This window comes from uncultured Halomonas sp. (assembly GCF_947501415.1).
Classification (GTDB): domain Bacteria; phylum Pseudomonadota; class Gammaproteobacteria; order Pseudomonadales; family Halomonadaceae; genus Halomonas.
Genome location: NZ_CANMVL010000009.1, coordinates 226330 through 249451 on the forward strand (window position 1 = coordinate 226330; position 23122 = coordinate 249451).

General features: G+C 62.5%; 23 protein-coding genes and 1 tRNA gene. 10 read left to right on the top strand and 14 right to left on the bottom strand.

Going from position 1 to position 23122, the window contains the following annotated elements; all coding sequences use genetic code 11:
- Window position 1: 1 nt before the first annotated feature.
- From thrS to Q0894_RS07185, 3 genes are all read right to left on the bottom strand, one after another.
- A complete protein-coding gene (gene thrS, locus Q0894_RS07175) occupies window positions 2-1921 on the bottom strand; it encodes a threonine--tRNA ligase (protein ID WP_195687105.1) in 1920 nt (639 codons plus the stop codon).
- Between the two features lie 274 nt (window positions 1922-2195).
- Entirely contained in the window at window positions 2196-2843 is a 648-nt protein-coding gene (locus Q0894_RS07180; RefSeq protein WP_299232966.1) for an OmpA family protein, read from the bottom strand.
- A gap of 258 nt (window positions 2844-3101) precedes the next feature.
- Window positions 3102-3569, bottom strand: a complete 468-nt coding sequence (locus tag Q0894_RS07185; RefSeq protein WP_299232968.1) for a DUF2489 domain-containing protein — start codon at window positions 3567-3569, stop codon at window positions 3102-3104.
- A 194-nt stretch (window positions 3570-3763) separates the two neighbouring features.
- Here Q0894_RS07185 and Q0894_RS07190 point away from each other — a divergent pair, with 194 nt between their 5' ends.
- Window positions 3764-5221 carry a DASS family sodium-coupled anion symporter gene (locus Q0894_RS07190; RefSeq protein ID WP_299232971.1) on the top strand — a complete coding sequence of 486 codons (1458 nt, stop codon included), beginning with the start codon at window positions 3764-3766 and terminating at the stop codon, window positions 5219-5221.
- A 116-nt stretch (window positions 5222-5337) separates the two neighbouring features.
- Here the strand turns inward: Q0894_RS07190 and cyoE are convergent, their stop codons facing one another.
- Genes cyoE through Q0894_RS07210 form a run of 4 tightly spaced genes read right to left on the bottom strand, consistent with a single transcriptional unit; the run spans window position 5338 to window position 8651 of the window.
- Window positions 5338-6291 carry a heme o synthase gene (gene cyoE / locus Q0894_RS07195; protein ID WP_299232973.1) on the bottom strand — a complete coding sequence of 318 codons (954 nt, stop codon included), beginning with the start codon at window positions 6289-6291 and terminating at the stop codon, window positions 5338-5340.
- A complete protein-coding gene (locus tag Q0894_RS07200) occupies window positions 6284-7351 on the bottom strand; it encodes a COX15/CtaA family protein (RefSeq protein ID WP_299232976.1) in 1068 nt (355 codons plus the stop codon). Before Q0894_RS07200 ends, cyoE begins: the two co-directional genes overlap by 8 nt.
- Window positions 7352-7377: 26 nt before the next feature.
- On the bottom strand, window positions 7378-7926 hold the full coding sequence (locus Q0894_RS07205; protein WP_299232979.1) for a hypothetical protein: 549 nt from the start codon (window positions 7924-7926) through the stop codon (window positions 7378-7380).
- A complete protein-coding gene (locus Q0894_RS07210; RefSeq protein WP_299232981.1) occupies window positions 7923-8651 on the bottom strand; it encodes an SURF1 family protein in 729 nt (242 codons plus the stop codon). Before Q0894_RS07210 ends, Q0894_RS07205 begins: the two co-directional genes overlap by 4 nt.
- On the opposite strand from Q0894_RS07210, the gene Q0894_RS07215 reads away from it, so the two are divergent.
- Complete coding sequence (locus Q0894_RS07215; RefSeq protein WP_195687112.1) at window positions 8650-8841, top strand: DUF2909 family protein; 192 nt, start codon at window positions 8650-8652, stop codon at window positions 8839-8841. The two genes, Q0894_RS07210 and Q0894_RS07215, sit on opposite strands and share 2 nt — an antisense overlap.
- 71 nt (window positions 8842-8912) lie before the next feature.
- On the opposite strand, the gene Q0894_RS07220 is transcribed toward Q0894_RS07215, so the two are convergent.
- The 5 genes from Q0894_RS07220 to Q0894_RS07240 all read right to left on the bottom strand — a co-directional run bounded on the left by Q0894_RS07220 (window position 8913) and on the right by Q0894_RS07240 (window position 13571).
- Window positions 8913-9770: a cytochrome c oxidase subunit 3 gene (locus Q0894_RS07220; RefSeq protein ID WP_299232989.1), complete on the bottom strand. Its 858-nt coding sequence runs from the start codon at window positions 9768-9770 to the stop codon at window positions 8913-8915.
- On the bottom strand, window positions 9767-10366 hold the full coding sequence (locus Q0894_RS07225) for a cytochrome c oxidase assembly protein (protein WP_299232991.1): 600 nt from the start codon (window positions 10364-10366) through the stop codon (window positions 9767-9769). The genes Q0894_RS07220 and Q0894_RS07225 overlap by 4 nt, the downstream gene beginning before the upstream one ends.
- A gap of 61 nt (window positions 10367-10427) precedes the next feature.
- On the bottom strand, window positions 10428-12065 hold the full coding sequence (ctaD, locus tag Q0894_RS07230) for a cytochrome c oxidase subunit I (RefSeq protein ID WP_299232994.1): 1638 nt from the start codon (window positions 12063-12065) through the stop codon (window positions 10428-10430).
- A 59-nt stretch (window positions 12066-12124) separates the two neighbouring features.
- Window positions 12125-13243 (bottom strand): cytochrome c oxidase subunit II, encoded by a 1119-nt coding sequence (coxB, locus tag Q0894_RS07235; RefSeq protein ID WP_299232996.1) that lies wholly within the window; start codon window positions 13241-13243, stop codon window positions 12125-12127.
- 154 nt (window positions 13244-13397) lie between these two features.
- Entirely contained in the window at window positions 13398-13571 is a 174-nt protein-coding gene (locus Q0894_RS07240) for a DUF2970 domain-containing protein (protein ID WP_299232999.1), read from the bottom strand.
- A 137-nt stretch (window positions 13572-13708) separates the two neighbouring features.
- Between Q0894_RS07240 and Q0894_RS07245 the strand changes: the two genes are divergently transcribed.
- Complete coding sequence (locus Q0894_RS07245; protein WP_299233001.1) at window positions 13709-14038, top strand: hypothetical protein; 330 nt, start codon at window positions 13709-13711, stop codon at window positions 14036-14038.
- Between the two features lie 106 nt (window positions 14039-14144).
- Here Q0894_RS07245 and Q0894_RS07250 read toward each other — a convergent pair whose 3' ends face one another.
- Both Q0894_RS07250 and Q0894_RS07255 read right to left on the bottom strand, forming a co-directional pair.
- On the bottom strand, window positions 14145-14879 hold the full coding sequence (locus Q0894_RS07250; RefSeq protein ID WP_299233004.1) for an LrgB family protein: 735 nt from the start codon (window positions 14877-14879) through the stop codon (window positions 14145-14147).
- On the bottom strand, window positions 14876-15235 hold the full coding sequence (locus Q0894_RS07255) for a CidA/LrgA family protein (protein WP_299233007.1): 360 nt from the start codon (window positions 15233-15235) through the stop codon (window positions 14876-14878). The genes Q0894_RS07250 and Q0894_RS07255 overlap by 4 nt, the downstream gene beginning before the upstream one ends.
- Before the next feature lie 213 nt (window positions 15236-15448).
- Between Q0894_RS07255 and Q0894_RS07260 the strand changes: the two genes are divergently transcribed.
- The 7 genes from Q0894_RS07260 (at window position 15449) to Q0894_RS07290 (ending at window position 23020) form a co-directional block, all read left to right on the top strand.
- Window positions 15449-15525, top strand: a tRNA-Pro gene (locus Q0894_RS07260).
- A gap of 355 nt (window positions 15526-15880) precedes the next feature.
- Window positions 15881-18529 (top strand): AAA family ATPase, encoded by a 2649-nt coding sequence (locus Q0894_RS07265; protein WP_299233010.1) that lies wholly within the window; start codon window positions 15881-15883, stop codon window positions 18527-18529.
- Entirely contained in the window at window positions 18526-19767 is a 1242-nt protein-coding gene (locus Q0894_RS07270) for a hypothetical protein (protein WP_299233013.1), read from the top strand. Before Q0894_RS07265 ends, Q0894_RS07270 begins: the two co-directional genes overlap by 4 nt.
- A gap of 130 nt (window positions 19768-19897) precedes the next feature.
- Complete coding sequence (locus Q0894_RS07275; protein WP_299233016.1) at window positions 19898-20281, top strand: lysozyme inhibitor LprI family protein; 384 nt, start codon at window positions 19898-19900, stop codon at window positions 20279-20281.
- A gap of 278 nt (window positions 20282-20559) precedes the next feature.
- Window positions 20560-21717, top strand: a complete 1158-nt coding sequence (locus Q0894_RS07280) for a hypothetical protein (protein WP_299233019.1) — start codon at window positions 20560-20562, stop codon at window positions 21715-21717.
- 366 nt (window positions 21718-22083) lie between these two features.
- Window positions 22084-22596 carry a CIA30 family protein gene (locus Q0894_RS07285; RefSeq protein ID WP_299233022.1) on the top strand — a complete coding sequence of 171 codons (513 nt, stop codon included), beginning with the start codon at window positions 22084-22086 and terminating at the stop codon, window positions 22594-22596.
- Window positions 22597-22762: 166 nt separating this feature from the next.
- Window positions 22763-23020, top strand: a complete 258-nt coding sequence (locus Q0894_RS07290; RefSeq protein WP_299233024.1) for a hypothetical protein — start codon at window positions 22763-22765, stop codon at window positions 23018-23020.
- The last annotated feature ends 102 nt before the right edge of the window (window positions 23021-23122 follow it).

A 23122-nucleotide genomic window follows, 5' to 3' on the forward strand; every position in this document is an offset into this window, starting at 1 on the left:
CTTAGGCAATTGACGAATGTCTCTCACCGAGCTCTTCTCCGAGGCGCGCCATGAGGTCATCGACCGTCATGGTGCCCAGATCTTCACCACTGCGCGTACGCAGGGCGACCGAATCGGCTTCGACTTCCTTATCTCCTACCACCAGGAGATAGGGAACTTTCTGCAAGGTATGCTCCCGGATTTTAAAGCCGATCTTCTCATTCCTCAAGTCCGCCTTGACGCGCAAGCCGAATTTCTGCAGCCGACGCTCAAGATCCAGCACAAACTCACGCTGGGAATCGGTGATATTGAGGATCGCCACCTGCTGGGGAGCCAGCCAGAGCGGCATGGCGCCGGCATGATGCTCGATCAGGATCCCCAGGAAGCGTTCGAACGAGCCGAGAATCGCACGGTGCAGCATTACCGGTGTCTTGCGGGCACCGTCTTCATCGACGAACTGAGCACCCAGCCGTCCTGGCAAATTGAAGTCGAGCTGCAGGGTACCACACTGCCAGACCCGATTGAGGCAGTCGCGCAGGGAGAATTCGATCTTGGGACCGTAGAAGGCGCCCTCGCCCGGCTGAAGTTCCCACTCGAGGCCGGTGGAGTCGAGCGCGGCCTCGAGACCCGCCTCGGCGCGATCCCACAGCTCTGCCTCGCCCATGAAGTCATCGGGGCGCGTCGACAGCTTGAGCTCTACCTCGTCGAAGCCGAGATCCTTGTAGACCTTGAGGGTCAGGGCAATAAACGCCTCGGCCTCGGACTGAATCTGCTTTTCCGTACAGAAGATATGGGCGTCATCCTGGGTGAAGCCACGCACCCGCATCAGACCATGCAGGGAACCGGAGGGTTCATTGCGGTGGCAGCTGCCGAACTCCGCCAGACGCAGCGGCAGATCCCGATAGCTCTTGAGCCCCTGATTGAACACCTGCACATGGCAGGGACAGTTCATGGGCTTGATGGCGTAATCGCGCTTCTCCGACTCGGTGGTGAACATCAGCTCGCTGTAGTGTCCCCAGTGACCGGACTTCTTCCACAGCGACAGATCCACCACCTGAGGCGTCTTGATCTCCTGGTAACCATTCTCGATCTGCACCCGACGCATATACTGCTCGAGCGCCTGATACATGGTCCAGCCGTTGGGGTGCCAGAACACCATCCCCGGCGCTTCTTCCTGGAGGTGGAAGAGATCCATCTTGCGCGCCAGCTTGCGGTGATCGCGCTTCTCCGCCTCCTCGAGGCGCTTCAGGTAGGCCTTGAGCTGCTTCTTGTCGGGCCAGGCGGTTCCATAGATGCGCGTCAGCATGGGCTTGGTGGCATCGCCACGCCAGTAGGCACCGGCCAGCTTGGTCAGCTTGAATGACTTCAGGTGCCGGGTATTGGGCACATGTGGCCCCCGACACATGTCGACATACTCTTCATGATGATAGAGCCGAATCGTCTCCCCTTCGGGAATTTCCCGCACGATCTCCTGCTTGTAGGGTTCGTCGCGGTGCAGGAAGGCAAGCATTGCCTTATCGCGATCGACATACTCGCGAACCACATCATAGCCCTTGTCGATCAGCGCCTTCATGCGCTGTTCGATGGCCTCGAGGTCCTCGGGAGTCGCCGAGCGGCCAAAGTCGATATCGTAGTAGAAGCCATCATCAATGACCGGGCCAATGGCCATCTTCGCATCGGGATAGAGCTGCTTGACGGCATGACCGATCAGGTGGGCACAGGAGTGACGCACCACCTCCAGACCCTCGGGGTCCTTGGCGGTGAGGATCGCCACCTCGGCATCACGATCGATGATATCGGCGGCGTCCACCGGCACTCCGTCGATCTTTCCGGCCACACAGGCCTTGGCGAGTCCGGGGCCGATGTCCTCGGCCAGTTGCATCACGCTCAGCGGGGCATCGAAGCGTCTCTGGCTGCCGTCAGGCAGGGTCACGATTGGCATGAAGGGGGTCCTTTCGCGCAGTGGTGGCCCATACGAAAGACCACATGTCGCAGTGAACAAAGAGTGAAAAGGTACTTGTCAGCCGGAACCCGGCCATCGCCATGATTGGAGAAGAGCTACTCCAGGCGAGACGGTGCCGGGCCGGATGACGCGCCACGATAACAAAGCACCACTTATGGCGCCACTGTTATGGCGCCACAGTACCGACGCAACAGGGGCGCCCTGAGGCGCCCCTGCAGGCGAGCCGAAGCTCGCCGTGAACATGAACCCGGACTTACTGGCTCATGATCTCCACGCGACGGTTCTTGGCACGGCCAGCGTCGGTCTCGTTGGTGGCAACCGGGCGCTCTTCACCGTAACCCACGGTGCGCATGCGGTTACCGGCAACGCCCTGGCTCGACAGGTAGCTGGCGACGGAGTCAGCGCGGTCCTTGGAGAGGCCCAGGTTGTACTCATTGGTACCAACCGCATCAGTGTGACCGGCGATGGTCACGCGCACCTCGGGGTTATCATTGAGGGTGCGGGCGACCTTGTTCAGCTCGGAAGCAGCGCCCGGGCGCAGCTCGGCGGAGTCGAAGGCAAAGGTCACATCGCTCTGCAGGGTCACCGGCTCGAACACGGGCTCGGGCTCGGGCTCGGGCATCGGCGCGGGCTCGGCCACCGGCTCCGGCGTGTCGGCACACAGCATGGCACCAATGGTGGCACCAGCGGTCCCGCCAATGGCGGCACCGTCATCCTCATCGGACTCGCTGCTGGTGGCATAGCCGATACCACCGCCGATGACACCACCGGCCAGGCCGCACACCATCGGGTGCTGGTACCAGGGCTTGTCGACAGAGGTAGTACTGTTTGAAGTGGCGCAGCCGGAAAGGCCGACCACCAGAGCAGAACCGAGCAGCAAGCCAGTCGTGGACTTCTTCATGTGAAACTCCTTCTCTTTGCTTTTTTTCGCTCCAGGGTAGGCAACCGCTTGCCGCCTCCCAGATGATCCCGACGATCAGGCGCTGCGATCTTTGTCGCAACACCCATGCCGAAGACGTCTGTCACTCGTGACAAGACGTTCTCGGCACGCCGCCAAGCTTGCAGCAGCTCGGCAACTTGTTCAATCGTCTAGGGATAGACTAGCAAATCCTGGCGGCATCGCACAGTGTTCGATAAAGCACCCTTGAGTGCCTGATCCTCAATGCAGGCTGGCCGGCCAGTCGCGCCGAAACACCAGCGCGGCCCGGGCGGCCTCGAGGACGGCATCGCGATGCTCCTCTTCGACCGCAAAGCGCTCCTTGTCTTCCTTGAAGCGCTCCTTGGGGGTCAGCGCCTTGCGTGCTTCATGCGTATGAAGGTGGCGAGTCCGCGCATGAACCTCACCGAAGGGGCGAAAGCTTTCACGCTCCAACAGCCGTGAGTCGAGGATCTCGAGCAGCACCTTGCAACGCCAGGCGCCCTCGGTGATATCCACCTGCTCCTGCAGCAGTGCCGAGGCCACCAGTTCCAGGTTCTCAAGACAGTTTTCATGGGCCCGACGCAGCTCGTCCTGCTGCATGGCCCGCCGCCGTCGAACCTCGCGCCACAGGGTGAAGGCATAGGCACCGAGGCCGGCGATGATCACCAGGGCTAGGCCGGCAAGAATCAGGGCGGTGGTGGAGCTCATCGAGTATCACCATGGCATGACAGAAAGTGAGCGTACAATTCTACCCCCTTGCAGGCCGCGACCCCAACGTTCCTCGACCCGAAGCCCGCCAGGGCATGCCCCTGACGCGGTATAGGATTCTTGAGTACAATGCGGCCGCCTCATTGTCAGGCACTCACCCCTTCGATGCACTCACCCCGGTAATGGAACCCGCCATGCCTGATCACTCCAGCTCGCCCAGGGCACCGGCACCGCCCGCACTCGCCGCCAGGATCGGCCTGTGGCTTGGCCCCGCCCTGCTGCTCCTCACCCTGCTGTTACCGCCGCCCGCGGAGATGCCACCGGCGGCCTGGGCCTGTGTCGGCATGGCGCTGTGGATGGCCGCCTGGTGGTCTACCGAGGCGATCCCGATTCCTGCCACCTCGCTGCTCCCCATGGTGCTGGTACCCGCACTGGGGCTGGGCAGCATGGGCGAGGCGACCGCCAGCTACGCCAACCCGATCATCTACCTGTTTCTGGGCGGCTTCCTGCTCGGCATCGCCATGCAGCGCTGGGATTTGCATCGCCGCCTCGCCCTGCACGTGCTCAAGCTGGTGGGGCACCAGCCACGTCGACAGATCGCCGGTTTCATGGTCGCCACCGGTTTCCTCAGCATGTGGGTGTCGAATACCGCCACCTCGATCATGATGTTGCCCATCGGCATGTCGGTGATCAGCCTGCTCGAAGACAACGATCCCGAGGAGCTGAGCCGTTACGCGACCGCCCTGCTGCTGGCCATCGCCTACTCGGCCAGCATCGGCGGTGTCGCCACCCTGATCGGCACGCCACCCAATGCGCTACTGGCCGGCTACCTGGCCGAGGACCGCGGCATCGACCTGGGCTTCGCTCAGTGGATGCTGGTGGGCCTGCCGATCAGCATCACCATGATGGTGGCGGCCTGGTGGTGGCTGACGCGACGCGGTTTCAAGCTCGATGCGGCAAACCAGAGTGCCGAGCTGATCGATACCGAGCTGGCCAACCTCGGCCCGATGTCCTCCGCCGAGCGGCGCGTGGCGGTGCTGTTCTCTCTGGCCGCCATCGCCTGGGTGGCACGCCCGCTGCTCAACGACGTCGGGCTGCCCTGGTTGACCGACACCGGCATCGCCATCGCGGCTGGTATTGCGCTGTTTTTGATCCCGAGCGGGGGGCAGTCCCGCGAACGTCTCCTGGCCTGGGGTGATGCCCAGCAGGTGCCCTGGGGCATCCTGCTGCTGTTTGGAGGCGGCCTGGCCCTGGCCGGCACCATCACCCGGACCGGCCTGGCGGAGTGGATCGCCGGCCAGCTGGGCATCTTCGGTACCCTGCCACTGCTGGCCATGATCGGCATCGTGGTGCTGGTGATCATCTTCCTGACCGAGGTGACCTCCAACACCGCCACCGCCGCCGCCTTCCTGCCGCTGCTGGGCGCCCTGGCACTATCGCTGGATATCTCGCCGCTGCTGGTCACCGTGCCGGCCGCCATCGCCGCCAGCTGTGCCTTCATGATGCCGGTGGCCACGCCACCCAATGCCATCGTCTTCGGCACCGGGCATATGAAGATTCAGTCGATGATCCGAGCCGGCTTCGCCCTGAACCTGGCCGGCAGCGTGGTGGTCACCGTGATGGCCTACCTGCTGGTCGTCCTGTTCTGGTAACCCTGCATTGATAAACCTGATCTGACAAACAGGCTCCAGACCAACACGACACGGCCCGGCAATTGCCGGGCCGTGTCGTATCACGGGCTGCGCCTTCCGTCGGCGTCATTCCCCACTTATTGGATCGCCGGCGCCAGCCACAGCGTCCAGGCCTGAGCGTAGTGGTCCAGCAGCAGCACGCCGAACAGCCCCAGGATATAGCGAATCGAGAACCAGAAGGCGGCCAGCGGTGCCCTGGGGTCCTGCCCCCGCCAGACGCGGTAGTTCCAGAACATGAAGCGCGCATTGAGCGCCATCACCCCGACCAGATAGACCGCACCACTCATGCCGATCACGAACGGCAACAGCGTCACTGCCACGGTCAGCCAGCCATAGAGCCATACCTGCAGGCGGGTGAAGGCCACGCCGTGGGTCACGGGCAGCATCGGCACCCCGGCACGGGCGTACTCATCACGCTTGTGCAACGCCAGCGCCCAGAAGTGCGGTGGCGTCCAGGCGAAGATGATCAACACCAGCAGCAGTGGCTCGGGCCCCACCTGGCCGGTGACTGACGTCCAGCCAAGCAGCGGTGGTGCGGCACCGGCCAGCCCACCGATCACGATATTCTGGGGCGTGGCATGCTTGAGGAAGGTCGTGTAGACCAGCGCATAGCCGATCAGTGACCCCAGGGTCAGCCAGGCCGTCAACCCATTGACCTGCCACACCAGCAGCCCGAGGCCGACCAGCGACAGCAGCGTGGCCCAGGCCAGGGCAATGCTGCCGGGCATGCGTCGGGTGGCGAGCGGTCGCCGCGAGGTGCGCAGCATCATGGCATCGAGTCGCCTGTCGACCACATGGTTGAAAGCGGCCGCACCACAGGCGGTCAGGCCGATGCCTGCCAGGCCGAAGAAGACGACCCCAAGCGACGGCAACACCGGCCGCGCCAGCGCCATGCCGACAAGGGCACACACCAGCATCACCAGCACCACGCGTGGCTTGCACAGGGTAACCAGGTCCCGCCAGCCCCAACCGCTCAGCGAAGGGGATGCGAGCTCGGAGACGCGGATCTCGGTGGTCAGTGAATCAGACATGGACCCACTCCTTCTTCTGCTGCGTTATGGGTTGTGATCTGTGCGGGGATGGTTCGAGAGAGCGCCACCGCCAGGCCGCCAGCGCGAGGCTCACGACCAGCCCCACGGCCCCCGCGGTATGCAGCAGCGCCAGCCATAGCGGCAACCACAGCAGTACATTGGCGACACCCAGGGAAAACTGCACGGCGTAGGTCAGCACCAGCGCCAGCAGGGGACCACGCATCGCCCTCTCGCGTCGGTAGCCGACCCACAGTCCCAGAATGGCGAGACCCAGCGCCAGCGCGCCCAGACGGTGCCCCACCTGGATGGCGCTACGTGCCTCGGCATGCAGCTGACCATGCAGGTAGTTAGGGCCGACGCTCTGAGTCAGATGAAACCCCTCGCTCCAGTCCAGGGCCGGCCACCACTGGGAGTTACAGGTAGGGAAGCCCTGGCAGGCGATGCCGGCATAGTTGCTCGAGACCCAGCCCCCCAGGGCCAGCTGAATCACCAGCAGTACCGCGGCCAGTCCCCATAGCGGGGTGAGACGACGAGGGGGCGGCGCCACACCTCCCAAGGTCAGATTCCCACTGGCACAGCGACGCAGGCGCAGATGCAGCCACAGAAACACCAGCATCACACCAAGCCCGCCGAGCAGATGCAGCGTCACCACCTGAGGCCACAGCTTCAGCGTCACGGTGAAGGCACCGAACGCCCCCTGCACCATGATCAGCCCAAGCAGACCCAGGGAAAGCCGCCAGGGATAGTCGGCATGGCGCCTGAGTGGCCAGCCCAGCACCACCAGGGCAATCACCAGCAGGCCCAGGGCGGAGGCCACATAGCGATGGACCATCTCCATCCAGGCCTTGGCGCTCTCCAGGGGCGAGTCCGGACTATGCGCCAGCGCCTGCCCTTCGTCGGGCACCACCAGGGCGCCGTAGCAGCCCGGCCAGTCCGGGCAACCCAGGCCGGCATCCACCAGGCGCGTCCAGGCCCCCAGCAGTATCACCCCCACCGTGAACACCACACCCGCCAGACTCAACGCCTTGAGCAGTGCCAACCGCCGACGTGCTGCATGCATCGCCAACCCTCCCTTGCCATATGGGCTCAGCGCCCCGCCATTTCCTGGCCAACCTGCCAGGGTGCCTCCGGGTTCATGCGCAACAGGCGCCCCAGGTCTGCCTTGACCGCATAGGGGTCCGCCTCGGGTTCATAACCGAGCACCACCTGACCCCGCGGATCGATCACCCATAACCGGTCCGACTCGAGCCAGGCGGGGCGCTCGGCCCACTGCCCCACCACCGCACCCGGCAGTGCATCGTCAATGCCGCCCACGCGAAGCCGGCTGACCCTCGGCGCGTCGCTGCCCAGTGCGCGATGCAGGCGCCACCACTGATCGCTGAGCTCGTTACAGCGCTCGCCGCAGTCGAATGCCAGGACCCAGTCGCCGGAGACCGCGGGTGCCATCGGCGTGGTCAGCGGCCACTCGGCCAGCACCGGCACCCCAGGCGCCAGCTCGCCATGCGCGGTGCGCCCCTCGGGAATGCCGATACGCCATAGCGCCATCACCGTGGCGACCAGCACCGGCAGCGAGAGAAACAGCAGCAGCGCCGCCAGCTTGAGCCGTCCATAGGGGGTGGCATGGGCCATCGTCATGATCGATCCTCCGTGAGTATCTCATCGGGATGCCGCCCCATGCGCCGGCCACCGAGCACCATCACCACCAGCGCCGCCAGAGCCAGTCCCCACCACTGCACGGCATAACCGACATGGCGACTCGGGGGCATGACGCTCGGTGACCACCAGCGGGGCAGCACACCGGCCCCCTCCTCAAGGTGCAGCCAGCCGGCGTGGGCGAAGTCGAGCGGCCAGGCATCGAGTTCGATGCGCTGAAGCCTGGCGCCCTCTCGATTGGGTCCGAACAGCGGGGCGCCATCCCCTGCCGCCTGCCAGCGGCCACGCAGGGTGACCCGCCCTTTGGGTGTCGCCACTTCGGGGTCGGAACGACTGGTGCCGGTCTCCAGAAAACCACGCTGCATCAGCCAGACGCGACCATCATCGCCGCGCAACGGCGTCAGGGGTGCCACCCCCAGGCGCCCCTCGTGGGTGCGGTTATCCAGAAACAGGGTCTTGTCGGCCAGGTATTCGCCGGACAGCGTCAGCCGGCTACCCTCGGGGGGAGCCTCTCTGGGGTCGGTAAGCGCTGGTGCCGCCTCCAGCTGCGCCAGGTAGGCACGTTTCTGCTCGCCACGCTCCCACTGCCACGCCCCCAGCGCCACCCCCAGCACGACCAGCAGGGACCAGAGCGTCCACCACAGGCGTTGCCGCCACCGTCCCGGGCGGGCATGCTGGGAAACCTTCATATCCAAGGAGTGCGCCATGCTGCTCAAGATCCTGATTGCCCTGGTGTTCCTGGCTATGGTGACCAGCCTCGCCGCCGGTGCCGGCTTCCTGCTGCGTGACGACGCCGCCTCACGGCGGCTGCTGGTCTCCCTCAAGTTGCGGGTCGCCCTCGCCGCCATCCTGCTGGCCCTGCTCTTCTATGGCTTCTACGCGGGCAATCTCGGCTGAATCCCGACAATCGCAACAGTCTTAAGGACATAGCCTCAGAGGCTCGGAAGACGGCTTTCAGAAAGCTAGGGTCAGAAAACATAGACGAACAGGAAGAGGCCGACCCAAACCACATCCACGAAGTGCCAGTACCAGCAGGCCGCCTCGAAGCCGAAGTGATTCTCGGCGGCGAAGTGACCACGCAGGATCCGCAGCAGCATCACCGCCAGGATGGTGGCCCCGATGATCACGTGGGCCCCATGGAAGCCGGTCAGCAGGAAGAAGGTCGAACCATAGATGCCCGTCTCCAGGGTAATCCCGTAGTGGTGATAGGCCTCGTAGTACTCGACCCCCTGAATGATGATAAAGCTCAGGCCCAGCAGCACGGTCACCAGCAGCCAGTTGCGCGTGGTCTCGCGCATGCCCTCCTTCAACCCCTCGTGGGCCACGGTCAGCGTGATGCTGGACCCCACCAGGATCAGGGTATTCACCAACGGCAGCTGCCAGGGGCTCAACACCTCCCGCGGCCCCGCCACATCGCCGGGCGGCTCCATCAACGGCCAGCTGGCGGTAAACTCCGGCCACAGCAGGGCCGCCACCCCCTTGGCGCCCTCTCCGTCCAGCCACGGCAGCGCAAAGGTACGCACATAGAAGAGCGCACCGAAGAAGGCGGCGAAGAACATCACCTCGGAGAAGATGAACCAGGCCATGCCCTGGCGGAAGGAGCGATCCATCTGATCATCGTAGAGCCCCCCGCGCGACTCCTTGATCACGTCGCGAAACCACAACCCCATCACGGTCAGGAGCGCCACGAAGCCGACCGCCATCATGATGCCGTTCATTCCGTGTACCAGGATCATCCCGAAACCGATCAACATCAGACCCAGCGCCAGCGAGCCGAGGACCGGCCACTTGCTGGTTGGGGGAACGTAGTAGCTGCCACCACTCATGCCTCACCTCCTATGTCGCCGCTCGCGCGTGCCTGAAGCGCTGCTTCATCACGGTCAACCGGATACAGGGTATAGACCAGGGTTACGGTATTGACGTCGGCAGGCAGATCCCGGGTCAGCTGGAAGATCAGGGGTAGCTCGATCCGCTCCCCCGCCTGCAGGCGCTGCTCCTCGAAACAGAAGCACGCCAGCTTGCGCAGATGCAGGTTGGCGCGGGCCGGCGTCACGCTGGGTACGGCCCGCCCCCAGACGGCGCTGTCTGCCGTGTTGTGGAAGGCGAACCCGACCTCGGCACTCTGCCCGGGGTGCACGCGAATCTGACGCGTCTCCACTTCGAGGTTCCATGGCAGGCCGGCACTGGTGCGCGTCACGAACTGCACGGTTACCGCGCGGCTCTGGTCGACCTCCTCCGCGACCAGTGCCTGGCCCTGGGTATCCACCTTGCCATTGAGCCCCGTCACCTCGCAGAAGACGTCATAGAGAGGCACCAGGGCGAAGGCGAAGGCGAACATGCCGGCCAGGGCGAAGAGGGTTCGGGCCACGGTTCGCCTGACCCCTCGGGCCCTCTGGCTGCCGTGCTGCTGACGCTCCTCCATATCTCTCCTCCCGCTAGTCGCTAGGGACGCCGCTGCTACTTCTCGTCACGCCTAATTTTCGTCATGCCGAATTCTCGTCACGACGAAAGGTGGGCGGATGCTCGAAGGTGTGCAGCGGAGCCGGACTCGGCACGCTCCACTCGAGGTCCTCCGCACCCTCCCAGGCCTTGGCCGGGGCCTTCTCGCCACCGCGCACGCACTTGATGATCAGCCAGACGAAGAGCAGCTGAGAGGCACCGAACAGGAAGGCGCCCAGGCTGGATGCCAGGTTGAAATCCGCGAACTGCAGGGCGTAGTCGGGGATCCGCCGCGGCATGCCGGCAAGCCCCGAGAAGTGCATGGGGAAGAAGGTCAGGTTGACGCCGATCACCGAGAGCCAGAAGTGCCAGTGGGCCAACTTCAGATTGGGGTAGTGGCCGGTCCACTTGGGTAGCCAGTAGTAGGCCGCGGCCAGGATCGCGAACAGCGCCCCCGGCACCAGCACATAATGGAAGTGCGCCACCACGAAATAGGTGTCGTGATACTGGAAGTCTGCCGGCGAGATGGCCAGCATCAATCCCGAAAACCCGCCGATGGTGAACTGCACCACGAAGGCCAGGGCAAACAGCATGGGCGGCTCGAAACTGATCGAGCCGCGGAACATCGTGGCCACCCAGTTGAACACCTTCACGCCGGTGGGCACCGCGATCAGCATGGTGGTGTACATGAAGAACAGCTCGGCGGTCAGCGGCAGGCCCACGGTGAACATATGGTGCGCCCAGACCATGAACGACAGGATGGCGATGGCCCCGGTGGCATAGACCATGGAGGCGTAACCGAACAGCCGCTTGCGGGAGAAGGTGGGGATGATCGCCGAGACGATCCCGAAGGCGGGCAGGATCATGATGTAGACCTCGGGATGCCCGAAGAACCAGAACAGATGCTGGAAGAGCACCGGATCCCCGCCACCGGCGGCATTGAAGAAGCTGGTGCCGAAGTTGATATCCATCAGCATCATGGTCACCGCCCCGGCGAGCACCGGCATCACCGCGATCAGCAGGAAGGCGGTGATCAACCAGGTCCAGCAGAACAGCGGCATGTCCATCATCCGCATGCCCGGCGCGCGCAGGTTGAGCACCGTGGCGATGATATTGATGGCGCCGAGGATCGAGCTGATACCGGCGATATGCAACGAGAGGATAAAGAAGGTGGTGGAAGGCGGTGCGTAGGTGGTGGAGAGCGGCGCGTAGAAGGTCCAGCCGAAGTTGGGGCCACCCCCGGGCATCAACAGGGTGCTCAGCAGCAGCGTGAAGGCCACCGGCAGCAACCAGAAGCTGAAGTTGTTCAGGCGCGGCAGGGCCATGTCCGGCGCGCCGATCTGCAGCGGTATCATCCAGTTGGCCAGCCCCACGAAGGAGGGCATGATCGCCCCGAACACCATGATCAGGCCATGCATGGTGGTCATCTGGTTGAAGAATTCCGGCTCCACCAGCTGCAGCCCGGGCTGGAACAGCTCGGCGCGCACCACCAGCGCAAAGACACCACCGATAAAGAACATCGTCAGTGAGAAGATCAGATAGAGGCTGCCGATCTCCTTGTGATTGGTGGTCAGCAGCCAGCGCATCAGGCCACGGGGTGGGGCCGAGTGCGCCGCCTGGCCGCCGGCACTGGCGGTAGAGCTCTGCTCGACGGGGTGATGCAAGGGCAGCTTGGGCGCCATGGTCAATCTCCCTGATTGTCGCTGTTCTTATCTGATCGCTTGGGACAACCGCGGCCGGCCTACTCCTCCAGCCGCTCGGCAATCTCCAACGGCTGAACCACATCGCCGGTCTCGTTCCCCCAGGCGTTGCGCTCGTAGGTGATCACGGCGGCAATCTCCACCGGGCTCAGGGTATTGCGGAAGGCCGGCATGGCGGCGCCCGAGACCCCGTTGACCACGGTCTCGATATGCCGCTCGCGCTCCTCCATTAGTGCCTGGTTGCCCGCCAGCGCCGGGAAGGCCGGCTCATTACCGCTTCCATCGGGCTGGTGGCAGGAGGCACACACCGCGTTGTAGCTCTGCTCGCCACGCGCCATCAGCTCGTCCAGGGTCCATTCGCGGTCGACGCCGGAGGCCTCCTGGGCGGCCGCCTCCTTGCGCTCGGCGAGCCAGGCATCGAACTCCTCCTCCTCCAGCGCCTGCACCACGATCGGCATGAAACCGTGGTCCATACCACATAGCTCGGCGCACTGACCGCGATAGACCCCGGGCTCGTTGATCCGCACCCAATTCTCGTTGACGAAGCCGGGAATGGTGTCCTGCTTGACGGCCAGGTCCGGCACCCACCAGGAGTGGATGACATCATCGGAAGTCATCAGGAAGCGCACCTTGCGACCCACGGGTAACACCAGCGGTTCATCGACCTCGAGCAGGTAGTGCTCGCCTCGTTCCCCCTTGCCACGAATCGTCTCCCGGGGGGTGCCGAGGTTGGAGGTAAAGGCGACATCCTCGCCGAGATACTCGTAGCGCCAGCGCCACTGCTGGCCGGTAATCATTACATCCAGATCGGCATCGGAGGGGTCATACATCTTCTTGAGGGTGGCGGTAGCGGGTACCGCCATGCCGATCAGGATCAACAGCGGAATCGCCGTCCAGATCACCTCGACCAGGGTGTGTTCATGGAAGTGCGCCGCCTTGGCCCCCTTGGAGTGGCGAAAGCGGAACAGGGAGTAGAACATCGCCCCGAACACGATCACGCCGATGACCACACAGATCCAGAAGATGGTCATGTGCAGGGAGTGGACCTCTCGACTCACGTCGGTCACCCCCACCGGCATGTTCCAGCCATTGGCCATGGCCAGCGTCGTCATCAGGGGGACGACCAGGCAACCTGCTGTCCACACGATGAACGTGCGCATCGGCGCCTCCTCCTTGCTGGTTATCGTGACTTGTTATTGTCGTACCACGCGCTAGCTACGTGGAACGTCGTTCGATTCAGCTATAACTGTAAGGCAGTGTAGTCACCCACACTGCGGCCAACAGTCGCGCCCTCGTCCACCGCCAACGCCTTTTTCAACGGGCCGCCGACACGGCGACGAACGCCACGACCGCCACCAATACCAGGCCCATCAGGATTCCCACGGTAATAAAGGCCACGGGATGGCCCTTTTCGAAGTCCTCCCGGCGCTGGGCATCCTTCTGTACGCCGAAGAAAGCCGCCAACACCGACTTGACCACACTCCACATCGCACTCGCTCCCTGACATGCATCAAAGGAAAGCGCCCCGGCGGCGTCCTCCCGCCTACGCTCTCCTATACTCTAGTCAACATCACGAGGCGTATGCCGCATCCGCCATCCGCTGAACCAGTGACCAGGAGGTCGTCATGCCCCAGAACCCCTTCTCCAACCCGATGCTTGAGTGGTGGCAGCAGCAGTGGACCAAGGGTGCCAACCCCATGGCGCGCACCCAGCTGGCCTGGATGGAAGGCCTAGCCGAGGCCCTGCAGTTCGAAGCCGAATTCCTGAAAGCCATCGCCGAGAGCGGTGAAAGAATCGCCGAATGCTTCGACGGCCCCCAACCCACGACTCCGGAGCAGGTACAGGCCTGCTATGAAAAGCTGGTGAAGGAGGTGAGTAACGCGCAGATGAAACGCCTGGAGCATGCCACCAAGCTCAGTCACGATTTCCGCAAGCGCCTATGGGAGGAGATCTAGGCTTGACCGAAAAGTCGGCGAGCGCAGCCAGTTTTCGGACAGAGCCCGGCCACCCTTCAGCGATCAACATCGCCAGATAAACCAGGCGCCCTGATCGGGCGCCTTTTCAGTTCCCCAGCCCGAAGATCCGCGTGATCAGCGGCAGCAGAAACGCCGTAAGCAGCCCTGTCAGCCCCATGGCCAGCCCCGAGAAGGCCCCGGCCACGGCGCCGATCCGCGCAAACGCCTGGGCCGTGCCGAAGCCATGGGCCGACAGCCCCAGGGTGAACCCCTGCACCGCCGGATCCTTAATCCGCAACAGACGGAATACCCAGGGCGAAAGCGCACAGCCGATCGAACCCGTCAGCAGCACCAGACCCGCCGCCAGCGAAGGAATACCTCCGATCTGCTCGGCGATCCCCATGGCAATGGGAGATGTCACCGAACGCGGCGCCAGGGAGAGCACCGTTTCCAGACGAGCCCCCAATGCCAGGGCAATGCCCAGGGTGCTGGCCACCGCCGTGACGATGCCCAGCAGACAAGCCAGCAGCAGCGGCACCAGCAGCCGCCTGACACGCTCACGATGGTCATACAGGGGAATCGCCAGCGCCACGGTGGCCGGCCCCAGCAGGAAGTGGATGAACTGCGCCCCCTCGAAGTAGGTGGCGTAATCCATATCCACCAGCAGCAGCAGGCCGATCAGAATGGCAATGGAGAGCGTTACCGGGTGCAGCAATGGCGTGCCGCCGAGGGCAGTGTTGATGCGCACCGCCAGGCTAAACACCAGCAGCGTCATCAACAGCGAAAGCAGCGGGTTCCCGGAGAGATAGACCCACAGCTGATCCAGCGTTGCGAGGCTCATCGCGACTCCCCTCCCCGGCGCCGGTTTAGCCGGTCCAATCCCCAGGCGGTCGCGGCCAGGGTCAGTCCCGTGGACACCACCAGGGTGATCAGGATGGGCCAGAGGTCACGACCGATCAGCGCGAAATGCACCATCAGCCCCACCCCCGCCGGCACAAACAGCAGGGTAAGGTAGCGCAGCAGACCCTCGCCGGCCATGCGCAGGCTCCTGGGCACCTTGCCATTCACCAGCAGCCCAATCAGCAGGATCACCATGCCAATCACCGGGCCTGGAATCGGCAACGTCAGCCCACGCGCGACCAGCTCCCCCAGGAACTGGCAAGCCAGCAACAAACTCATCCCCATGATCAACGGCATGGCAACTCCCCCCCCTCTGCGACCCCGACAACGCCCGACACGCGGCGTAAACCGCCGACATCATAGAGCATCATCGCGGCACGCCCCAGCGCTCACAACCCAAGCATCTGAAAAGAAAGTGCAAAAGGGGCTTTTCATTTGCCGGCTAACGCGCTAGTATACGCCTCGTTCTCGGGGCACAGGCCGGACGGCCAGGAAACCGAAAACGAGAGTCGGAGCGTGGCGCAGCTTGGTAGCGCGTTGCAATGGGGTTGCAAAGGTCGCAGGTTCGAATCCTGTCGCTCCGACCAGAAACATCAAGAGAAATCGCCACTAACGGGTCATGCCGAGTGGCGGTTTTTCGTTGCTGCGTGTATAGAACCCATGCAGCAGAAACCTCAAGATTATCTAGTCTCCTATTTTTCCTATTGCTGCCTCACCTCCTTCCTACCCCCGTCTTTAACAGACACAACGCACCTGAGTAAAAACCGTACTGAACCAGAGCGAGATTACACCAGCTGCATCAACTGCCCTGAAGCACATAGGGTGCTAAGCTCAAACTCAAGAAGACAGCATGATGTAGGCTGCGAGTAGTTTATCGTGACCTAACAAACAGAAGGTTGTTCTCCTCATCACATTATTTGCGAACGACAAGGAAGCCTTCGCGTGAGCCACTATAGCCACAAGCACGAAACCACACACCTGCTGGCCGCAGCCAATCGCTGGAAAGAAATCTGCTTACTCCAGGACGGCAGCCTGTTCTGTGACAAGGACCTCTGGACGCACGACAACCTGGAGGAATTGGACCGAAGCTTTACCCAGAACCCCATCGAGGGCGGCGACAGCTACATTCACAAACTATCGCTTCAGCTAGCCGACACCTCGGCTGATGCCATTCAGCTGATGGCGGAACTCAACTGGCTATTGCTACTTTTCTCGAGCAATATCAAGCCTGCCACCAAGCGCCGCATGGTGAAGGAGATCTGGGAGCTGAGCGGTGAGGCTTTCCCCGAGCCACCCCCCTGCCTCAATGACCAGGCCCTCGGTGGCGTCGGCAGCACCGGTACGGGCTTCAATACCCATCGCTGGCGTGAGCTTGTCTTTCTGATCGACCTGATCCGCGCCTTCAAATCGCTCCCACCCGACCAGCAGCAGCGGCAGGCTGAAGACCCCTGGGCCTTCGCCGACTGGATGGCCACGGTACGCCGCGATGGCATACGACAGCTCCCGCATATCCTGAGCTACCTGCTCTTTCCGGATAGCTTCGAGTACATCTCCATCATACTCGACAAGCAAAAAATCCTGGAAAAGATGGCTGGTCTCTCCAAACACCGGCTTAAACAACTCTCGGACCGAGAGATCGACCAGTCTCTCCTGGAGCTTCGCCAGCGCTTGGAAAGTGAGGGCGACCAAAAGGTAGACTTCTACGACTCCCCCTGGCTGGAGCAGTGGCGCCCTTCCCCCGGCATCTGGCTGATGGCCTGGAATCCGAAGCACTGGCCTTGGAAGTCCTATCAGGATGATCGTTTGAAGATCGCCAGTGGCGAGAACGTCACCCTGTCCTGGCGCACCGCCTCCACCCACCCCCGCGAAGGCGACACCTTCTACCTGGTACGGGTGGGCCAGGAGCCTCGCGGGCTAATCGCTCGGGGCAATATCGCCTCGGCGCCATATGAAGATGAACACTACAACCCGGACCGCGCCGACAACGGCGAGAAAGCTCGCTTTGTCGATATCACCCTGACCGACCTGCGCGATCCTGACGTCGACACCTACATCAGCATGGACAAGCTCCAGGCCGATACCACCGATGGGCAGAACTGGTCGCCCCAGGGCTCGGGCATTGAGGTCAAGTCGCTCTCGGCGAAGCTGATCGGCAAGCTGTGGGACAAACTGCCGCCGGTGAAGGTCTCAGCCGCGAAGGCCGACACGCCTATACAGGAGGCCATCCAGATCGCCCGGCCGGCCAACACGATCTTCTATGGCCCGCCCGGCACCGGCAAGACCTATCACCTGCAGAAGCACCTGATGCCTAAGTACGAGAGTGAGGCGAAGCAGGCCCCCACTGGCAAGTGGTTGGAGGAGCAGCTGGCGGGCACCGCGTGGTGGGAGGCCATCGCCCTGGCGCTGGCAGACCTGGGTGGCATTGCCACGGTCAATGACCTGATCGTCCACCCCTACTTCAAGGCCAAGGCACGCGTGCAGGGGCGGGCCAACAATCCGCACCTGCGCCAGACCTGCTGGGGTGCGCTTCAGCAGCATGCGGTACTGGAGTCAGAAACGGTGAAGACCGCAGCCGAGAAGCGCATCTCACCGCTGATCTTTGACAAGCAGCATGGCGGCCGATGGATCCTGACTGGCGACTGGGAGGAAGCCGGCGAAGGGCTACGTGAGAAGCTCGCTCAACTCAAGCAAGGCCCAGCCAGCGACGACGCCCGCATCAAGCGCCACCTGACGGTAACCTTCCATCAGTCCTACAGCTACGAGGACTTCGTCGAGGGCATCCGCCCGCAGACCACCGAAGACGGCGCCATCAGTTACGAGGTGCGTGACGGCCTGTTCAAGGCGTTCTGCCTGCGCGCCAGCCAGGACCCCAAGCAGCGCTACGCGCTGTTCATCGACGAGATCAATCGCGGCAATATCTCACGTATCTTCGGCGAGCTGATCACCCTGATCGAGGCCGACAAGCGCGCCTGGTGGGACGAGGAAGGCCAGCTGGTCGAAGGCATCGAGCTGGTATTGCCCTACTCGGGCGAGCGGTTCGGGGTGCCCAAGAACCTCGATATCTACGCCACCATGAACACCGCCGACCGCTCCATCGCGCTGATGGATGCCGCCCTGCGCCGGCGCTTCCACTTCCACGAGCTGATGCCGGAACCCAAGCGGATTCCCGGCGGCCAGGGGGACGGCTATATCCCCGACGGTGAAGGCGGCCTGCTCAACTTGCGCGCCCTGCTGGAAGCGATCAACTTGCGCCTGCGCTACCTGCTGCACCGCGATCAGACCTTCGGCCACGCCTACTTCACCGAGGTGAAGGACCTCGAGGCCCTGCGACGGGTGATGGTCTACGACATCATCCCCATGCTGGCGGAGTACTTCTATGACGACTGGCGCCAGATCCGCCGCGTGCTGGCAGACGAAGGGGCCGATGTGGAGCAGCAGCTGATCACCGCCGAGACCCTCGATCCGGCCCGCCTCTTCCCCGACAGCGACGACCTGCTCCCCGAGCGGCCCGACTACCGCGTCAAGGCGCCGGGAAAGATCAGCGCCGACGCCATCAAGAAGATCTACGAGTCGCTGGAAGCCGAGGCATGAGGCAACTCACCGCCTACGAGCACGGCTGGCTTGCGGTCGGCGAGGGGCGCGACCTGGCACCCCACGAGGCTGACGCCCTGGCCGGCGCCGAGAGCATGCTGCCGCCAGGCTGCCTGCAGTGGGGTCATCAACGGGTGAAGTTCACCCAGTTTTGCGGGGTGGTCCAGGTGGACGGCCTGCAGGTGGAGGTGCTGCCCAAGCTCACCCCGTATCAGACCGAAGCCCAGCAGCGCGACACCCTGCTGACCATGCTGGCCTGCGCCGGTGACTTGGAGGGCGTCGATACGCTCGGTGCTGGCCTGGCTACCAGCCGAACTACCCTGCTGGACCTCTTTATCCGCCACTTCGCTCACCTGCTGGAGCGCCAGCTACAACAGGGGCTACTGCGGGACTATCGGGATATCGACGACACCCTTGACCAGGTGCGCGGCCGCATCGACCTGGTGCGCCAACAGCGCGAGAACCTCTTCAAGCCCCAACGCCTGGCCTGTCACTACAGCGAGTTGATCGCCGACATTCCGATCAACCGCCTGCTGCACTCAGCACTGCGGCTGGTGATCTCCCTTACCACCAGCCCCCTGCTTGCCCAGCAGCTCCACGCCCTGCGAATGCGCTTCGGTGACGTCGGCACTCTGACGCCCCATGAGCGAGGCCCTACGGCCGATCAGCTCAACCGGATGCAGAGCCGCTACGCCCCGCTGGTGACGCTGGCCCACCTTTTCCTGGAGGGTCAGTTTCTGGATGCCCGCTCAGGGCGCCAACAGGCCTTCAGCCTGCTCTTCGACATGAACCGTCTCTTCGAACGCTATACCGCCAGCCGCCTGCGCCCGCTGGCGCGTCGCCACGGGCTCAAGCTAATGGAACAGGGCCCGCGGCGCTATCTGGGTCACGAGGAGAACGGCCTCGGCCGACTCCTTATGCGGCCGGATATCAGCCTGCTGGACGAATCCCGGCGGCCGGTGATCATCCTGGATACCAAGTGGAAGCGCATCGAGGGGCCGGATGCCCTGGCCGCCCTCTCGACGTCGGATCTCTACCAGCTGGCAACCTATGCCAGCGCCTACGACTGTGAGTCGGTGGTACTGCTCTACCCCGAGCAGGCGCATCTCCGAGCCGGTCAGCGCCATGCCATGACCCTCGCTGGCTCTGGAGCCAGGCTGACACTTGCCGGCATACCACTGGATGGCACAGCCATCGGAAGTGAGCTGATGGCCACTGACACCATCGCACGTGTATAACCTGCCTAGGCAGTAGGATCCAGCGAAAGGGCTATGTGGCTGGGGAGAAAAACACATTAGAAACAGCAAACCGGATTCCTCGACCGGCATCACGGGAACATCAACCTCAATCGCAAGGAAACTACGAATCATGATGAAGCGAGTTTTTGCAGGAGCATTGTTCTTAGCCATCTCGCCAATGACGCCCGCAGAGGACCTCTATACGGGTAGGTACTCGAACTGTATGGACGCATCGGGTGGCGTCACCGTCAATATGATGAACTGCATCGGTGAGGAGATAAAAACCCAAGATGCTCGACTGAATGGGGCTTACCAGAAGTTGCGTAACAATATCTCGGGCGAGCGCCGGCAAGAGCTTCTAGATGCGCAGCGCCTTTGGATTCAGTACCGGGATGCAAACTGTCAATTCTACGCTACAGCGGGAGGAACCTTGGCAATGGTCGCCTCGAATGAGTGCGTGCTGCGTGAGACGGCGCAGAGAGCACAAGAACTCGAGAACCTAGCCAATTGGTGATTACCGGGAAGCCTGGAATAGGCTCTTCATTCCTGCCGTGCGTGCGTAGGTCAGGCCGGAGAGCCAGTGCCACACCTTCCGCTAGGCATGACGTACCAGCGTGATTGAGTCTTTCGCCATCGGATTCAGAAGAGCGTTGTCATAGGCGGCATCATAAGGTAACAGGCACGACTAAACATCCGCGATGGCCATCAGGCTTTGGAACGAGTCTAATTCACAATACCTTTTTTGCGCCATGACACATGGCGACATTCACTTTTACTGCTAGGACAGCATTGATGGACGACACCCTGCTGGTCAGCCTCCGCCGCTATCGCCCCCGAGAAGGCCGCGATAGCCTCGAGGATTACCTCACCGAGATTTTCGCCTGGCTGCTGCGGAATTCCCGTAATGTGGCCGATGCCTTTCTCGACACCGTTATGACGCATGTGCCGGAGACGGATCGCCTCGAGCTGCCTGCTGACGATCAGGAAGTCACCTGGGAGACACAAGCGACCTATCCAGGTGCTCGGCTCGACATGCTCGCCAAGTGGCCGGGCGGCGCATTGCTTTTCGAGCATAAGGTGCATGCTCCGCTCTCCGCTGAGCAGGTGAACAAGTATCGCGACCTGGCGGCATCGGAGTTTCCCGGCCGGACCGCTCGGGTAATCGTGATCTCTGCCAATACCGGCCAGCATCGGCCGGAAGCGCATGGTTGTCTGTGCTGGGAGAACGTGTACGAGCTGCTGGAGACACAGCACAACACACTGAGTGACCCAGCAGAGCAATTTCATATCGCCAGTTTTTTGGCCCTGTTGCGGCACGAAGGGCTGCACCCGGCTAAAGCGATCAGCCATCAGGCGCTTGCGTTCTACCCGGTGGTGTGGCGTTTTCCGGAGCAACTGGGAGATGCGCTGGCACCGCTGGCATACGAGCAATGGCCGCTCAAGGAGCGCTATGAAGGACGCAACCCCAAGACGCGTTGGGGCCGGCTGGGGTTTGAACTGATCCCCGCCGGAGGGCCCCTTCACTGGATGCCGGGACTGTTCGTGGGAGTGATTCTCGACGGTCGCGACCACCTGGTGGAGAACCGGCATACCAACCGAGTGATGCTAAACATCATTCTCGACTTCTCGGTCAAGTTACACGACATCTACCCGCAACTACCGAGCTATCGGCGACTCGTGCAACAGCTTCGAGAGAGGACGCCCCACAAGGGCTGGCACTTCTATGATCACCTCGAGGAACGCCCGGCCAATCGCTATCATCCCCTGTACCTGGAGACCCCCCTACTGGAAGTGCTGCGTGGAACGACCACTATGGCAGAGCAGCGCGACGCGATTCGCCGCGCCGTTTGTGACGCGATCGAGCTGCTGCAGCAGGATAATGCCCTGAAGACACTGACCGACGAGGTTCGGCATGAAGCTATCTTGTTGACCGAGCCCGAGCACCAATGACGAGCCAGAATTCCCGGGGCCAGCTCAGTGAAGCCGATGTGCTTGACGCCATGCTCAGAACACTGAGTCGCGGCACCCAGGCTAGATAAAGCTCATACACGCCAGGTCCTGACGGCGAAGCATGGGCCGAGCAGGCCTTTCCGCACTTCGTCCAGGGATAGAGACTGCCTCGCTCAAAACGAGGCAGCACAGTAATGGCGAAAGGGAAATATTCTGACTTGTGGCGTTCACTTGACTCAGGACATGAGCGCATTGATCGGCCGGTGAACGGCAGCGTTTCTCTTTCGCAACGGTGAGCCAACATAAGACGAGAATGCCTTGGCAGGAAAACTGGGCAGTCGGCAACAAGCAACCCCGGAGACCCCGATGACGGCACACCTGATCGACTTTCAACACGCGGCCGAGGCCAAGCGCTGGCAAGCCATCAACGATGATGTGATGGGCGGCGTCTCCCTCGGCAACCTGCAGGTGCAAGACGGCGTCGGGGTGTTCAGTGGCGAGACGTCCCTGGAGAACAACGGCGGTTTCGCTTCGGTTCGCCGCGAGCGCGAGGCCATGGACCTGAGCGGCGCTCCGGGCCTGTTGCTCGATGTGCGCGGCGACGGCCGCCGCTACCAGCTGCGCCTGCGCACCAACCAACTGTTCGAGGGCGCGGCCTACCGGGCGCTGTTCCAGCCCCCCACCGGCGAGTGGCAACGCCTTGCCCTGCCCTGGCACGAGTTCGAGGCGGTGTTTCGCGGTCGGCGACTGGAGGATGCGCCGCCGCTCGATCCCGCGGCGCTCCGGCAGGTGGGATTGCTTATCGCCGACCGGCGGTCGGGGCCCTTTCGGCTGGAGCTGGAGTGGATCGGGAAGATGAACGGCCAGGAAAGCAAATAAGACCTCGTTTACTCCACTTTTTCAACACTCCTAAAACTTCCAAATTAGCTACTTTTTATTGCAAATGGTACAATATAGGGTCAGCTAAAAAGTGTTACTTCAAGGCATGATGCTGGATTCTTTTCCTGGCATGGGGGTCTGGTATGTTTAGGAGGTCAACGCATTTATGATGGATATTTTCAAGGTGGTTTACGATGGGGACACCATTGGGTTCTTCCCTGCCACCACCTGGTGTCAGGCTTCCAAAACGGGAGCGAACTTTCACCGTAAGCAGACCGGTGAAAACGTACCTTGGGAGCATGTAACGACCACCTGGGTCAATCCGAAGCACTACGAACAAGAGGGTGTTCCAGAAGAACTTTATGCCACGCCCTCCTCGACCGATGAAAATAGTTCCGTCGAAAACGATCTTGCCACAGCCTAATCGCTGCGCCTGCCCTTATGACATATAAGCCATGCCATCCCGGTATGGCTTTTTCTGTTATTTGCTCCATTTTCTTTTCTGGCTTTGGATCTTATACAAGTT

Bases quoted from the DNA above. Each gene is read 5' to 3' on its own strand.
- thrS (WP_195687105.1), bottom strand. From the start codon at position 1,921: ATGCCAATCGTGACCCTGCCTGACGGCAGCCAGAGACGCTTCGATGCC.
- Q0894_RS07180 (WP_299232966.1), bottom strand. From the start codon at position 2,843: ATGAAGAAGTCCACGACTGGCTTGCTGCTCGGTTCTGCTCTGGTGGTC.
- Q0894_RS07185 (WP_299232968.1), bottom strand. From the start codon at position 3,569: ATGAGCTCCACCACCGCCCTGATTCTTGCCGGCCTAGCCCTGGTGATC.
- Q0894_RS07190 (WP_299232971.1), top strand. From the start codon at position 3,764: ATGCCTGATCACTCCAGCTCGCCCAGGGCACCGGCACCGCCCGCACTC.
- cyoE (WP_299232973.1), bottom strand. From the start codon at position 6,291: ATGTCTGATTCACTGACCACCGAGATCCGCGTCTCCGAGCTCGCATCC.
- Q0894_RS07200 (WP_299232976.1), bottom strand. From the start codon at position 7,351: ATGCATGCAGCACGTCGGCGGTTGGCACTGCTCAAGGCGTTGAGTCTG.
- Q0894_RS07205 (WP_299232979.1), bottom strand. From the start codon at position 7,926: ATGACGATGGCCCATGCCACCCCCTATGGACGGCTCAAGCTGGCGGCG.
- Q0894_RS07215 (WP_195687112.1), top strand. From the start codon at position 8,650: ATGCTGCTCAAGATCCTGATTGCCCTGGTGTTCCTGGCTATGGTGACC.
- Q0894_RS07210 (WP_299232981.1), bottom strand. From the start codon at position 8,651: ATGGCGCACTCCTTGGATATGAAGGTTTCCCAGCATGCCCGCCCGGGA.
- Q0894_RS07220 (WP_299232989.1), bottom strand. From the start codon at position 9,770: ATGAGTGGTGGCAGCTACTACGTTCCCCCAACCAGCAAGTGGCCGGTC.
- Q0894_RS07225 (WP_299232991.1), bottom strand. From the start codon at position 10,366: ATGGAGGAGCGTCAGCAGCACGGCAGCCAGAGGGCCCGAGGGGTCAGG.
- ctaD (WP_299232994.1), bottom strand. From the start codon at position 12,065: ATGGCGCCCAAGCTGCCCTTGCATCACCCCGTCGAGCAGAGCTCTACC.
- coxB (WP_299232996.1), bottom strand. From the start codon at position 13,243: ATGCGCACGTTCATCGTGTGGACAGCAGGTTGCCTGGTCGTCCCCCTG.
- Q0894_RS07240 (WP_299232999.1), bottom strand. From the start codon at position 13,571: ATGTGGAGTGTGGTCAAGTCGGTGTTGGCGGCTTTCTTCGGCGTACAG.
- Q0894_RS07245 (WP_299233001.1), top strand. From the start codon at position 13,709: ATGCCCCAGAACCCCTTCTCCAACCCGATGCTTGAGTGGTGGCAGCAG.
- Q0894_RS07250 (WP_299233004.1), bottom strand. From the start codon at position 14,879: ATGAGCCTCGCAACGCTGGATCAGCTGTGGGTCTATCTCTCCGGGAAC.
- Q0894_RS07255 (WP_299233007.1), bottom strand. From the start codon at position 15,235: ATGCCGTTGATCATGGGGATGAGTTTGTTGCTGGCTTGCCAGTTCCTG.
- Q0894_RS07270 (WP_299233013.1), top strand. From the start codon at position 18,526: ATGAGGCAACTCACCGCCTACGAGCACGGCTGGCTTGCGGTCGGCGAG.
- Q0894_RS07275 (WP_299233016.1), top strand. From the start codon at position 19,898: ATGATGAAGCGAGTTTTTGCAGGAGCATTGTTCTTAGCCATCTCGCCA.
- Q0894_RS07280 (WP_299233019.1), top strand. From the start codon at position 20,560: ATGGACGACACCCTGCTGGTCAGCCTCCGCCGCTATCGCCCCCGAGAA.
- Q0894_RS07285 (WP_299233022.1), top strand. From the start codon at position 22,084: ATGACGGCACACCTGATCGACTTTCAACACGCGGCCGAGGCCAAGCGC.
- Q0894_RS07290 (WP_299233024.1), top strand. From the start codon at position 22,763: ATGATGGATATTTTCAAGGTGGTTTACGATGGGGACACCATTGGGTTC.